This window comes from Paenibacillus gansuensis (assembly GCF_042684925.1).
Classification (GTDB): Bacteria; Bacillota; Bacilli; order Paenibacillales; family DY6; genus Paenibacillus_N; species Paenibacillus_N gansuensis.
Genome location: NZ_JBHUME010000008.1, coordinates 304,975 through 318,566 on the forward strand (window position 1 = coordinate 304,975; position 13,592 = coordinate 318,566).

The 13,592-nt window shown below is 52.3% G+C and carries 10 protein-coding genes; 3 read left to right on the forward strand and 7 right to left on the reverse strand.

Features of this window, described 5'->3' with window-relative positions:
- Window positions 1-280 precede the first annotated feature (280 nt).
- A complete protein-coding gene (locus ACFSUF_RS13635; RefSeq protein ID WP_377603463.1) occupies window positions 281-1,294 on the reverse strand; it encodes a bile acid:sodium symporter family protein in 1,014 nt (337 codons plus the stop codon).
- A complete protein-coding gene (locus ACFSUF_RS13640; RefSeq protein WP_377603464.1) occupies window positions 1,291-2,844 on the reverse strand; it encodes a fumarate hydratase in 1,554 nt (517 codons plus the stop codon). The genes ACFSUF_RS13635 and ACFSUF_RS13640 overlap by 4 nt, the downstream gene beginning before the upstream one ends.
- Before the next feature lie 178 nt (window positions 2,845-3,022).
- Here ACFSUF_RS13640 and yfbR point away from each other — a divergent pair, with 178 nt between their 5' ends.
- On the forward strand, window positions 3,023-3,604 hold the full coding sequence (gene yfbR / locus ACFSUF_RS13645; protein WP_377603465.1) for a 5'-deoxynucleotidase: 582 nt from the start codon (window positions 3,023-3,025) through the stop codon (window positions 3,602-3,604).
- Window positions 3,605-3,833: 229 nt separating this feature from the next.
- Here yfbR and ACFSUF_RS13650 read toward each other — a convergent pair whose 3' ends face one another.
- A complete protein-coding gene (locus tag ACFSUF_RS13650) occupies window positions 3,834-4,196 on the reverse strand; it encodes a hypothetical protein (protein WP_377603466.1) in 363 nt (120 codons plus the stop codon).
- Window positions 4,197-4,416: 220 nt separating this feature from the next.
- Between ACFSUF_RS13650 and ACFSUF_RS13655 the strand changes: the two genes are divergently transcribed.
- The gene (locus ACFSUF_RS13655) at window positions 4,417-5,934 is read left to right on the forward strand and encodes a mechanosensitive ion channel (RefSeq protein ID WP_377603467.1); all 1,518 of its coding nucleotides are present in this window, start codon (window positions 4,417-4,419) and stop codon (window positions 5,932-5,934) included.
- A 165-nt stretch (window positions 5,935-6,099) separates the two neighbouring features.
- Here ACFSUF_RS13655 and mdh read toward each other — a convergent pair whose 3' ends face one another.
- The 3 genes from mdh to citZ form a co-directional block, all read right to left on the reverse strand.
- A complete protein-coding gene (gene mdh, locus ACFSUF_RS13660; RefSeq protein ID WP_377603468.1) occupies window positions 6,100-7,041 on the reverse strand; it encodes a malate dehydrogenase in 942 nt (313 codons plus the stop codon).
- Window positions 7,042-7,109: 68 nt separating this feature from the next.
- Window positions 7,110-8,405, reverse strand: coding sequence for an NADP-dependent isocitrate dehydrogenase (gene icd / locus ACFSUF_RS13665; RefSeq protein WP_377603469.1), 1,296 nt, complete (start codon window positions 8,403-8,405; stop codon window positions 7,110-7,112).
- Window positions 8,406-8,451: 46 nt separating this feature from the next.
- A complete protein-coding gene (gene citZ, locus ACFSUF_RS13670) occupies window positions 8,452-9,564 on the reverse strand; it encodes a citrate synthase (RefSeq protein WP_377603470.1) in 1,113 nt (370 codons plus the stop codon).
- A gap of 300 nt (window positions 9,565-9,864) precedes the next feature.
- Between citZ and ACFSUF_RS13675 the strand changes: the two genes are divergently transcribed.
- Complete coding sequence (locus ACFSUF_RS13675) at window positions 9,865-11,391, forward strand: Ppx/GppA phosphatase family protein (RefSeq protein ID WP_377603471.1); 1,527 nt, start codon at window positions 9,865-9,867, stop codon at window positions 11,389-11,391.
- On the opposite strand, the gene ppk1 is transcribed toward ACFSUF_RS13675, so the two are convergent.
- Complete coding sequence (ppk1, locus tag ACFSUF_RS13680; RefSeq protein ID WP_377603472.1) at window positions 11,388-13,469, reverse strand: polyphosphate kinase 1; 2,082 nt, start codon at window positions 13,467-13,469, stop codon at window positions 11,388-11,390. The two genes, ACFSUF_RS13675 and ppk1, sit on opposite strands and share 4 nt — an antisense overlap.
- Window positions 13,470-13,592 lie beyond the last annotated feature (123 nt).

Below are 13,592 nucleotides of genomic sequence, written 5' to 3' on the forward strand. Positions count from 1 at the left end.
CAACCGCGTTTATAAGTAGCTTTATATGCCAAATGGCAAGCGTTTTTCGCAAAGCGAAAACTAGGCTTTCCAATGTGGAAAATAACCCTTATCGAAGCAACTCAGGATGAGCGACCGCGTTTATAGGTAGCTTTATATGCCAATTGGCAAGCGTTTTTCGCAAGGCGAAAACTAGGCTTTCCAATGTGGAAAATAACCCTTATCGAAGCAACTCAGGATGAGCGACCGCGTTTATAGGTAGCTTTATATGCCAATTGGCAAGCGTTTTTCGCAGCGAAAACTAGGCTTTCCAATGTGGAACATTGCCGCTTCGGCCGCGCAGCCTACGGGCTTCAACAGACCGGAGGATCCAATAATTCAGCGTAGCCATCGGCTGCTGAATGAGAATGGCGAGCACGACGGGCACCGCGGCCAGCGGCCCGAAATAGGCGAGCCCGATGACCATGCCGAGGGAAATGTTCCGCATTCCCGAGGCATAGGTCAGGTTCGCCGCTGCGGCGGGGTCACGCCGCCGAAGCAGCATTGACCCGAGCAGGCCGAGCAGATAGCACACGGCCACGAGGGCAAGGACAGCCGGCAGGACGACAGCCATGTCGTGCCGAAGGGCTGTTACATGCGGTGCGATGGCCGCCGCATTGATCATGACGACGGCGGTGAAGCAGAGCTTCGACACCGGCGCAGCCACAGGAGCGGCCGCAGCTTTGATGCGGCCGCGGGACAGCTCGTACAAGGCCACTCCGGCGGCCGTAGGGATCACGATGATTGCGAGCAGCTTCAGCATCATGCCCGCGGAGTCGATGTGGATGTCGGCACCGAAGAAGAGGTGCACGCTGGCCGGAACGACTGCCGGGCTGAGCAGCGAGTCGATCACGATCATGGCGAGAATCCAGGCGGTGCTGCCGCCGGACAAGCCGACCCAGATCGCCGAGGACACGCCCAGCGGGATCACGGTGAACAGCACCATGCCGACGACGTACGGGGAGGCGGCACCGAACAGGGCAGCCCCCATCGCGTAGGCGATGAGGGGTGCCGCGATGTGGGCTAATGCAAACAGCAGCAGCATCGGCAGCGGCCGGCGCAGCTCCTTGGCGATCTGGCCCGCGCTGCAGCCCCAGCCCATGACCAAAGTGATAAAAGCGAACAGCCACGGGACCCAGGCGATGAAAGGCTGAAGCTCATCCGCTAACCAAAAGCCGGCCGTCAGCGCCCCGGGGATGACAATAAACATATACCGCTCGAACCACGCATTAAAGCGCAGTCCGAACGGTATCCGTTTCATCGCGTCGGTACTCATTTAAACACAGGCTCTTTGAATTCGGCCAGTTTCTCCAATGAGTTTCTTTCTACATCGGCATGAAGGCTGTTGCCGTGGGAATCCATAGTAACGATAGCCGCAAAGCCTTCTACCTTCAAATGCCACATCGCTTCCGGAATGCCGAATTCCATGAAGTCCACGCCTTCCACCTCTTTAAAGCATTCGGCATAATATTGAGCCGCTCCGCCGATGGCATTCAGATACACCGCACCGTGCTCCTGCAGTGCTTTCAGCGTCTTAGCGCCCATCCCGCCTTTGCCGATAACGGCACGAATACCGAATTTCTTAATAATATCCCCTTGGTAAGGCTCCTCGCGGATACTTGTTGTCGGCCCCGCCGCCCGGACCTTCCAGCCGTTCTCATCTTTGCTCATGACCGGTCCGCAATGGTAAATTACTTGCCCGTTCAGGTCGATCGGTGCGTCATGGTCGATCAGATGTTTATGAAGCGCATCACGTCCGGTATGCATATGTCCGTTGATGACAACCACATCGCCTACGCGAAGCTGGCGGATCTGCTCTTCGGAAATCGGCGTCTGGAGCACTATTTCACGGCGCTCCTCCTGCTGTCCGGATCGTTCAGCCGCAGCGGCCGCTTCTTCACCCGCAGTGTCTTTCATCGGCACCTCTTGCCCGGCCTCGTATATCCACTCCTGGATCTCGCCTGTAGCCGCATTGACCAGCACCCCTTGCCTGCGGTACGCCCAGCAATTATATGCAACAGAAACGAAGAAGCTGGCAGGCAGGCGGTTCATCACGCCGACTTTACAGCCCAGCAGCGTTACCGCTCCGCCGAAGCCCATCGTGCCGATCCCCAGCTTGTTCGCATTGTCCAGAATGTAATCTTCCAGCTGCGCAAGCTCTGCATTCGGGTTCACGTCGTCCACCTTGCGGAACAGCTGCTGCTTTGCCAGCTCATACCCTGTCGTCCGGTCGCCGCCGATTCCGACACCGATGAAGCCCGCGCTGCAGCCTTGGCCCTGTGCCTGGTAAACAGCGTGAAGGATACATTTCCGGATGCCGTCCAAATCACGGCCCGCTTTACCCAGTCCCTCCAGCTCCGCCGGCAGGCTGTACTGGATGTTCTTGTTCTCGCAGCCGCCGCCTTTCAGGATCAGCCGCACATCAATCTCATCCTTCTCCCATTGCTCGAAGTGGATGACCGGCGTGCCCGGCCCCAAATTATCTCCGCTGTTAGCCCCCGTGAGCGAATCCACGGAGTTCGGACGAAGCTTGCTGTCCTTTGTCGCACGCTGAACCGCTTCGCGGATATCGCGCTTCATCTGGATCTGATTCGCGCCAACCGGGCAGTGCACGACGAAAGTCGGCATGCCTGTATCCTGACAGATCGGCGATACATTGCATTCCGCCATCTCAATATTCTCCGCAATCGTGGATAAGGACAGCGCCGCACGCGTGCCTTGATCCTCCTTCGCTTTCGCAGCGTTCACCGCGCGTCTGACGTCTGCAGGCAAGTTCGTGGATGTTTCGACAATGAGCTTATACATGCTTTCCTGAAATTGATTCATTCTGACGGCTCCTCCCTGACATCTATACAGAAAAAATGGTATGATCACAACAAAAGAACTACACTTTATCATACCATAATTTGTCCGTCAGGATAAACGGTTTCATACACAGCAGGCCGTCATCAGTTGTAAGGTAACCGCACCCCGTCCATCAGACCATAGTAAAGGAACGATGAATTTGGAAAGCCACTTTTTAGCTTATATGTACCGCTTACGATATATCGAGCGCTGGAGCCTCATGCGGAATACGCATAAAGAAACCGTAGCGGAGCATTCTTATCACGTCGCTTTGCTGACACACATGCTTTGCACGATCGGCAGCGAAATCTACGGCCGCTCCGTAGACGCCAACCAGGCTGCTGCGGCCGCGCTGTTTCATGACAGTACCGAGGTGTTCACCGGAGATATCCCTACGCCAGTGAAGCATCACAATCCCAGCATTCTCAAAAACTTCAGGGAAATCGAAGCCGTCGCCGCCGAAAAGCTGACTGATCTCGCTCCTCCGGAACTGCGCCACATTTACGGGCCGCTGGTGCGCAACCATATTGATCCAGTACTCTATACTTATATTAAAGCTGCGGACCTGCTGGATGCCTACTTGAAATGCGTCACCGAGCTCTCCGCCGGCAATCGTGAATTTCTGGTAGCCAAGCGCCAGACGGAGGAAGCCATGCAGTCACTGCAAATGCCCGAAATCGCTTTTTTCCTCGAACACTTTGCCCCCAGCTTTGAGAAAACACTGGATGAACTATCGGAGTAAACTTACCGGAAACACGCTATTTGCTAGCTTTATCCGCTTCGGACTGTCATATTCACTAAATATGGCTGCTGATGTCCGTTAGAACTTGAAAAGCCGCATTTTGGGCGATTTAGCGTGTCTGGAGTTCGTTAGGCCGGGGCCTGCAAACAAAAACCCGAATGACGGGCACTTGAACCAAGTGCCTGCCTTTCGGGTTTCATTGTTTCTGCGGAAAAAGTCTTATCCTCGATTATATTACATCCGGATGGCTCATGATGTACACGGTCACAACGAGAAGCACCGCATTTACAGCGCTCAGTGTCTGCACGGAAGAGGTGTTGCCTTCCTTCATCTTTTTGCCCATAATGCCTGTCAGTGCGAAAATCGCCAGCAAAAGCACGATGGAAACTACCATCCACGCTACGGACAAGTCATATTTGGATACAAGATATCCGCCCGTCAAAAATTGAACGATCAGCAGATACGTTCCGATCCGGTTCATAGAACGAAGCACCGGCAGGTTGTTGGCTTGACCGCTCACAAATGGCAATAGCAAGTAAAATCCGAGGCCTACCGCACTGATTAAATGGATAAATAAAAATACGCTCTCCACGCTAACCCCTCCAAATCTAGTATTTTTCCCATGTTACATTTCACAGTTTAGTATACTTCATTTTCCAGGCCAAAACAAAAAGAACATGCCGATTTTTACAAAAATGTCACCATTTCCGGCCGAATATCCCCATTTTCCATATATAAGGTCTGTTTGACTTCAAAAAACAGTGTTTATGTATTGAACAGAACAAATCCACCATTGAAAGGGAGATGCATGAATGAACCATAATGACAACTGGAATAACTGGGACATGGTTTATTTGATGAACAACAATCATATCTGGCGCTTGCTCGCGGCCGTAGTAATTCTTATTGCGGGGCTCTGGGTTGCCAAGGCTGTCGGAGGCGCGATTGCCAAAGGTCTTTCGAGGACGAATGTCGACCGGCACGGCGAAACTTATTTTAAATCCAAATCGTCGTTGAGCCGCATTGCCGGGCAAGTGATAAAATATTTCTTATACCTGATTACCATTCTAGTTGTACTTGAGCTCATGTCGTTTACTTCCATCCTGAATCCGTTTGTCGGGCTCATTGGTTCAATTACCTCTTTCATTCCTTACCTGCTGGCAGCGGCTCTGCTTGCTGCGGTTGCCCATATTTTAGGTACGCTGCTGAAAAGCCTGCTGGTCCGGATGCTGGATTCCGAAACGGTGAGAAAACATTCCCCCGTTTTGAACCAGTATAAAGAAACTTTGGGTACGGTGCTCTACGCGCTGATCATTCTTTTGTTTGCTCCAAGCATACTGCAGGCACTGCACATCGATGCCGTTTCCAGACCGGTCGGCGCGATTGTAAATCTGATCATCAGCTATCTGCCGCTATTGGTATCGGCCGCTATACTGGTCGTGATCGGTCACCTGATCGCCAAATTCGTGGCTAATCTGGCCCAAACGCTAGCGGCTTCCATGAATCTGCAGCGTTGGACAGGTCCGGAAGTCAATGCGCCGTCCATCATCCGAAGCCTTGTGTATTTCCTGATCTTGTTCCCGATCATAGTACAGGCGCTTAACATTCTGCAGATTCAATCGATCCAACAGCCGGCGGAAGGCATTCTCAATCTCATTATGTCGTGGATTCCTCGGGTAGCCGTTGCGGCGTTCCTGATTTACCTAGGGTACATTATCGCCAAAATTGCCCGTAACTTCGCTTTAACGCTGCTGTCTCCTATGAAGCTGGATCAGAAGACCTACGGTTTGGCGACCATGTTCAATCGTAAAAAGACCATGCTCGACGCCCAAGGCAATCCGCTTGGCGGCGGGATTACCCCGGTGCTTGACACCACTGGAGATACATTGGGTGCACGCACCACATGGCCTGTTACCCGCTGGATCGCCAACCTGATCGGTATTTTGGTATTCGGGTTCTTCCTGGTGGAGGGCACGAACATACTCGGACTTGAGTTTATTTCTGCAACCGTCGCTTCCATCATGGCACTTCTGCCGCGCCTGGTGCTTGTAGCACTTATTGTACTTGCCGGCATTGTATTGGCCCGTATGGCGGCAGGCATGGTCAGCGACTCCAATCCGTTGAAAAGCTTTATCCAGCCGCTCATCATCGTCCTGGCCGTTGTCATCGGTTTGACCGAAATCGGGCTGGCTTCCATCATTATCACCTCCGGATTTATGATCGTGCTCGGCGCACTTGCCGTCACCTTCATCATCTCTGTCGGTATCGGAAGCATTCCAGCCGTGAAGAAATACTGGGACAAGAAACAGTCTCGCGGCTCTCAGATGTAATTTGGCACACGGTGAAACGACTTACTCCGTCCTTTAGGCAAAAAGATCGTTTCATTCCGTAGAAATATCAGAACTGAGTATTACGTGAAACTTATACTTTCTGATATTTCAACAAAAATCCCCGCCCAAGAACTAAGTTCGAAGGCGGGGATTTCTTTGGCTGGGTTACCCTTTCACAATCTGAATTACGTTGCGGACCGATTGAGCGGATTTTTCCAAAGCCGCTTTTTCTTCATCCGTCAGTTCCAATTCAAACACTTTCTCGATTCCGTCGCCGCCCAAGATGGCCGGTACGCCCATGAACAGGTTGTCATAGCCGTATTCGCCTTGAAGCAGCGCGATGACCGGAAGGATGCGTTTCTTGTCTTTCAAAATCGCTTCAGTCATTTGAACAAGGGAGGCTGCCGGCGCATAGTACGCACTGCCGTTGCCCAGCAAATTCACGATTTCACCGCCGCCCGTACGAGTACGCTGCACGATCGCTTCAATGCGTTCAGCCGGAATCAGCTTCTCAATCGGAATGCCGCCCGCGTTGGAGTAGCGGACCAACGGTACCATGTCGTCCCCGTGGCCGCCCAATACGAAACCGCGAACGTCCTCTACGGAAACATTCAACTCTTGCGCTATGAATGTACAGTAGCGGGCGGTATCCAGTACCCCGGACTGGCCGATGACCCGGTTTTTCGGGAAGCCCAGCGCTTCATAAGCTACATAAGTCATAGCATCAACCGGGTTGCTCAGGATAATGACGTAAGCATCCGGCGCATACTTTTTCACGTTCTCACAGACGGATTTCACGATGCCCGCATTTGTGTTAACTAAGTCATCGCGGCTCATGCCGGGTTTGCGCGCGATCCCCGCTGTGATGATGACGATATCGGACCCTGCGGTATCTTCATAGCTCGAAGTACCTGTGATGCTGCTGTCGAACCCTTGCACCGGACCGGCTTCCAACATGTCCAGCGCCTTACCTTTGGTCGGGTTCTCCAGTTGAGGAATATCCACCAGAACAACGTCTCCGAGTTCTTTCTGAGCAAGCATCAATGCAGTTGTTGCGCCTGTGAAGCCTGCGCCTACGACGGTAATCTTTTTGCGTTGAATGGCCATGATAGGATGCCTCCCTTGTTTTGAGGAAAAAGACGGCAAAGCTTAGCAGCTCATACCGTCTTTTCTTATTACATATTAGCGATAATTTGGTTAGCGAATTCCGAGCACTTCACTTCGGTAGCGCCTTCCATCAGACGGGCAAAATCGTAAGTAACGGTTTTGTTGTTGATGGACGTTTCCATGCCTTTGTAGATCAGGTCAGCCGCTTCCTGCCAGCCCAGATGCTCAAGCATCATAACGCCGGAAAGAATGACGGAACCAGGGTTTACTACGTCCAGGCCGGCATATTTCGGAGCCGTACCATGTGTAGCTTCGAAAATCGCATGTCCAGTCACGTAGTTAATATTAGCTCCCGGAGCGATACCGATACCACCGACTTGAGCAGCCAGAGCATCAGACAGATAGTCACCGTTCAGGTTCAATGTTGCGATAACATCAAAGTCCGTCGGACGAGTCAATACTTGCTGAAGAGCGATGTCGGCAATCGCATCTTTCACGATGATTTTGCCTGCTGCTTCCGCTTCTTTCTGAGCTTTGTTCGCAGCGTCCGCGCCTTGCTCTTCCTTGATGCGGTCGTATTGGCCCCAAGTGAATACTTTGTCGCCGAACTCCTGCTCAGCCACTTCGTAACCCCAGTTCTTGAACGCGCCTTCTGTGTATTTCATGATATTGCCTTTGTGTACAAGGGTAACGCTCTTGCGTCCATGCTGAATCGCGTATTCAACAGCAGCGCGCACAAGACGCTTGGAACCTTCGGAGGAAACCGGCTTGATGCCGAGACCGGAAGTTTCCGGGAAGCGGATCTTCTTCACGCCCATTTCCTGCTGCAGGAACGCAAGCACTTTCTTCACTTCTTCCGAACCTTCCTGATACTCGATACCTGCATAGATGTCCTCTGTGTTCTCACGGAAGATAACCATGTCTACCAGCTCAGGGCGTTTCACCGGAGAAGGTACGCCGTCAAAATAACGGACAGGACGAAGGCAGACATACAGGTCAAGCTCTTGGCGAAGAGCAACGTTCAAAGAGCGGATGCCGCCGCCGATCGGCGTAGTCAAAGGACCTTTGATGGCAACGATATACTCGCGGATCGCTGTCAGCGTGTCAGCAGGTAGCCATTCGCCGTACTGGTTGAACGATTTCTCACCGGCAAATACTTCGTACCAGGCGATGGATTTCTCGCCGTTGTAAGCTTTCTCTACAGCAGCATCCAGAACGCGTTTGGAAGCCGCCCAGATGTCAGGACCTGTTCCGTCCCCTTCGATGAAAGGGATAATCGGGTTGTTAGGCACTTGAAGCTTTCCGTTGTCAATCGTAATAGGCTGCCCTTCTGTCGGCAGAGCGTATTTCTCGAATTGCGGCATGTAAAATTCCTCCCAGAATATCAAAAATAGATTGGTGCTTCAATAATTAGCGCTTGCTTACCGGAATGTACTGAGCCTTCTCAGGTCCGGTATACTCTGCGCGCGGACGGATCAGACGGTTGTTGTCGTACTGTTCCAGAATGTGCGCCGTCCATCCGGACAAACGGCTGATCGCGAAGATCGGCGTGAACAGGTCGCGCGGAATTTCCAGCGAAGTGTACACGGAAGCGGAGTAGAAGTCTACGTTCGGCTTCAGGCCTTTCTGTCCGGTTACCAACTCTTCAATTCTAATAGACATATCGTACCAGCGCAAATTCCCTGTCAGTTCCCCCAGTTCGCGGGACATCTTCATCAGATGTTTCGCGCGCGGATCGCCGTTCTTGTAAACGCGGTGGCCGAAGCCCATAATTTTCTCTTTGTTCTCCAGCTTGCCGCTGATGTAAGATTCCACTTGATCCGGGGAACCGATCTCTTCCAGCATCGCCATTACCGCTTCGTTCGCACCGCCGTGCAGAGGCCCTTTCAGGGCGCCGATAGCCGAAGTCACGCCGGAATAAATATCGGACAGCGTGGCAACGGTTACACGTGCAGCAAACGTAGAAGCATTCAGCTCGTGGTCCGCGTGGAGCACTAACGCTGTATCCAGCGCTTTCACGGCTACTTCATCCGGTTCCTGTCCAGTCAGCATATATAAGAAATTGTGAGCGACGGATACGCCTTGCTTCGGAGCAACTGGCTCCAAGCCTTGACGAATGCGGGCAAAGGCAGCTACGATCGTAGGCAGCTGCGCCTGAAGCCGGATCGCTTTACGGATATTCGCCTCTTTGGACATATCGTTCGCTTCGGCGTCGTACAATGCCAGGGAAGATACCGCGCTTCTCAGGGCAGCCATCGAATTTGCATCTTTCGGATAGGTTCTAAGCTGGCTGATCATCTCAGCCGGAACGGCAGCTTCCTTGCTCAAGTCTGCCAGCAGCTGATCCAGCTCCGATTGTGTAGGCAGCTTACCGAACCATAACAGGTAGGCAACCTCTTCAAATGTTGCCTGTTCAGCAAGCTCGTCAATATTAATGCCGCGATACGTCAGATATCCGTCAATGATGGAACTGATCGATGAGGTGGTTGCAACGATGCCTTCAAGCCCTTTAGTTGCTGTCATCCTTCTCTCTCCTTTAGCATTCAAAATGCGGGTTCTCAAATCCATATGAAAACAATCCTAGTACTATTAATCCTCAGAAAGCCCGATGAATCGGGCATGGAAACTTTCTGTAAGCCCATCTTTATCATAAAGCATTTTATTTGCGATGTGAACCGAACCGTACATAAAACTTCATTATCGCTACTATAAAAGAATTTTTGAAAAGGGTTTCATAATCTTATTTTGGACTACGCGGACACTAGTGTTAAAATGGAAAGACTATCTGTATTCCCATCATTAATGATTGTGAGGAAACCTGTCTTGACCAGTAAACGTTTCGGCATTATCGACATCGGCTCCAACTCTATCCGTCTCGTGATTTATGAGCAGACGGAGAACGGCGCTTACAGAGTCATCGATGAAAGCAAAGCTTCCGCCAGGCTCAGCGGGCATATTGACGCCGACGGCCGGCTGCCGCACTCGGGAATCCAACTGATTATCGAAACGTTAGCCTATTTCAAAATGCTCTGCGAAGCAAGCCGCGCCTACTCGATCCGCGCGGTAGCTACGGCAGCTGTCCGCAATGCCGGCAACAGCGGGGAGATCGTTCAGGCCGTCGAAGAGGCCTCAGGCATTAAGGTCGAAATTCTTTCCGGCCATGAGGAAGCCCGCTATGGCTATTTAGGAGTCCGCAACACGCTGGACATTGCAGAAGGATTTATTGTGGACATCGGCGGCGGAAGCACCGAGATTTCCTATTTTAAAGACCGGCATTTGCTTCACAGCGTCTCCTTTCCGTTTGGTTCCGTAAATACGGCAAAGCAGTTTTTAAAGAACGGCAACCTGGATGAAGAAGACTTGTCCAAAATCCGTTCGATGGCGATCAAAGCAATGGAGGGAGAACCCTGGATCCGGAAAGCGCCGGGACTGCCGCTGATCGGGCTGGGAGGCACCATCCGCTCCGTTTCCAAAATAGACCAGAAAGCGAAGAAGTATTCCCTCGGCCTCACGCATAATTACCAAATGGCAGCGCAGGATGTTACCCAATGGCTGCAATCGCTCCGGGCGATGCCGCTCGACAAGCGGCGCAAAGTCCAGGGACTGGCCAAAGAACGGGCGGACATTATCGTTCCCGGTCTGGTTATCATGCAGGCTGTGTTCCAGCATACCGCGGCTTCCCATTATGTAATCAGCGGATCAGGGCTGCGTGACGGGCTGTTCTTCCAAACGGTGCGTCCCGAACGGCCGGAAGCCGACGAGGTGCTTGAGGCGAGCGTACGCAATCTGATGGCGCTCCACCCTGCGATGCCCCATGCTCATGTGGAGCAGGTCAACCGCCTCTCCCTGACGCTGTTCGACGCTTTGCAGTCCCGCTTCGGGCTGTCCCGCCGGGCTAGATCATATGTGCATACCGCCTCGCTTCTGTACCGAATCGGCGTAACGATCCATTATTACCAGTATGCGAAGCATACGTTCTATGTAATGGCCCACTCGCGGATCGACGGGCTTTCCCACAGGGAAATCCTGATCTGCGCGATGATTGCCTCCTACAAGACAAAAAGCCGGACCCGCGCCTTGTATTCCGAACATAAGGATATACTGGCGGAATCCGACCTTGATTTAATTGTTAAACTAGGGACACTGCTGCAGCTGGCGATTGCGTTTGACCGGAGCGAAACACAGCCGGTCACCCGTCTCGATGCCGTACTCGCGGAACATACCCTGTCGCTTACGCTTTATGCCGGACACGATGCCGCCATCGAGTGGAAAGAGGCGGAGGCTGTCGGCAAAGAATTTACCAAGCAATGGGGGCTCTCCTTAACCGCGGATCTGCGGATGGAGCCTTAACGTTTCCACTTCTTAATATCGACCGCGGCGAATTGGCTTCGCAATGCAGGCAGCTCATTCGTCACGCGGGCATAAGTGCCGTTAGGCAAAAGCTGGCGCGACTTGACATTGTCCCTCAGCTTCAGCTGTAAAATCCGGATCAGCGTACCGCGGATTTCGCGGTCGAAGACCGGGCTCATCAGCTCAACGCGGCGCGTCAGATTTCTTGTCATCCAGTCCGCGCTCGCGATAAACACCTCGGGATCCCCTTCATTCTCGAAATAAAACAGCCTGGCATGCTCCAGAAACCGGTCGACAATACTATAGACGCTGATATTCTCGCTTAAGCCCGGCACACCCGGACGCAGGCAGCAGACGCCTCTGACGATCAGATCGATTTTTACACCGGCTTGGGAAGCCTCGTATAATTTATCGATGATTTCCTGGTGGGACAGGGAGTTCATCTGACCGATTATGTAGGCAGGTTTGCCTTGCAGGGCGTTTTCTCTTTCCCTGTCGATCAAGTGGTACAATTTATCTTTCAGAGCGCTCGGGGCTACACCGAAAGCCTGCCAGTTGTGGGGTGCGGAGTAGCCCGTTATTTCGTTAAATAAGGCGGAGGCATCCTCCCCGATGACCGGATGGGAAGTAAACAGTCCCACATCGGTGTATAACCTCGCCGTATTGTCATTGTAGTTCCCCGTACCGACATGGACATACCTGCGAAGATGGTCCTGCTCACGGCGGAGTACCAGCGTAATCTTCGCGTGTGTCTTCAAGCCGACGAGCCCGTATACGACATGACAGCCTGCTTTCTCCAGTTGGCGGGCCCAAGCGATGTTCTTCTCTTCATCGAACCGGGCTTTCAATTCCACGACAACTGTAACCTGCTTACCGGATTCCGCAGCTCTGGCCAGCGCCTGCACCAGGGTGGAGTTCCCGCTGACACGGTACAGCGTCATTTTGATCGCGAGCACCTTGTCGTCATAGGCCGCATCCGTCAGAAAGTCATCCACCGATGTGAACGATTCGTAAGGGTGATATACCAGGACGTCACGCTGCCGGATCACACTGAACAGATCCTCCGTTTCCGCAAACTCGGCTGGATATGCCGGTTCAATTTTCGGAAAACGCAGCGCCTCTCTTCCCGGGATGGAGCCGGCCAGCCTCATCAGATAAGTCAGGTCGATCGGCCCGTCAATTTCAAATATACTGTCTGTGATTTCAAACTCCTCTTGCAGCATGCTCAAGGAATACGGGTGCATCCCCTTCTCCACTTCCAGACGAACAGGCAGTCCCCATCTGCGTTTGCGGAGTTCTTTTTCAATTTCCTCAAGAAGGTCCTCCGCCTCTTCTTCGTTCAGTGTGATATCCGCATTACGCGTCAGCCGGAAACCATGCACATCTACGGGAACGTAGCCGCTGAACAGCGTTTGAATATGGATGCGGATCAGATCCTCCAACAGGATGTATTCCAGCTTTTTGCTGTTGGCACGGGCTGGAAGCTTTATGAACCTGGGAAGAATGGAAGGAACCTGAACGATGGCAAAATAAGGCTCTTCCTCCGGGTCCTCGTCTTGATCCTCCAACTTGAGAATAACGGCCAAATATAAACCCAGCGTATGTACGAGCGGAAAAGGACGGCTTTGGTCAACCGCCATCGGCGTCAGAACAGGAAAAACGATATCATGGTAGTAGTCGTCCATAGCTTTTTGCTGGACTGGGCTCAGCTCGGCATATTTGGTGAAATGGATTCCCTCTTTGGCCAGCAGCTTCTTCAGTTCCCTAAACGTCCTGTATTGTGCAGATACCATGGAGCCGGACCTTTTCATGATACGCTTCAATAATCCCTGCGGCGTATATCCGCTGAAATCTTTGCGGGTAATGCCCGCTCTAACCTGATCGTTTATCCCCGCCACGCGCACGCTCATAAATTCATCTAAATTGGATGATACGATGGACAGGAATTTGGCCCGTTCCAGCAGCGGATTTTCCGTATCCTGAGCCTCCTCATATACGCGTTTATTAAATTCAATCCAGCTCAGCTCGCGGTTCACATAACGGGATACGACATCTTTGCCGCCAGAGCTTGTTTTCATAATCAAAGTCCCCTCCAAATAAGTATAAAGAACAGGCAGTTGTGCAAATAAAGTTCATTTTGGTGGAAGTTCCCTAACATGGTACAATAGTTGCATAATCAGTATGGGACGATTACGTCCGTT

What these genes read in the sequence shown, in the direction of transcription:
- ACFSUF_RS13635 (WP_377603463.1), bottom strand. Translation starts at nt 1,294, where the DNA reads ATGAGTACCGACGCGATGAAACGGATACCGTTCGGACTGCGCTTTAAT.
- ACFSUF_RS13640 (WP_377603464.1), bottom strand. Translation starts at nt 2,844, where the DNA reads ATGAATCAATTTCAGGAAAGCATGTATAAGCTCATTGTCGAAACATCC.
- ACFSUF_RS13655 (WP_377603467.1), top strand. Translation starts at nt 4,417, where the DNA reads ATGAACCATAATGACAACTGGAATAACTGGGACATGGTTTATTTGATG.
- mdh (WP_377603468.1), bottom strand. Translation starts at nt 7,041, where the DNA reads ATGGCCATTCAACGCAAAAAGATTACCGTCGTAGGCGCAGGCTTCACA.
- icd (WP_377603469.1), bottom strand. Translation starts at nt 8,405, where the DNA reads ATGCCGCAATTCGAGAAATACGCTCTGCCGACAGAAGGGCAGCCTATT.
- citZ (WP_377603470.1), bottom strand. Translation starts at nt 9,564, where the DNA reads ATGACAGCAACTAAAGGGCTTGAAGGCATCGTTGCAACCACCTCATCG.
- ppk1 (WP_377603472.1), bottom strand. Translation starts at nt 13,469, where the DNA reads ATGAAAACAAGCTCTGGCGGCAAAGATGTCGTATCCCGTTATGTGAAC.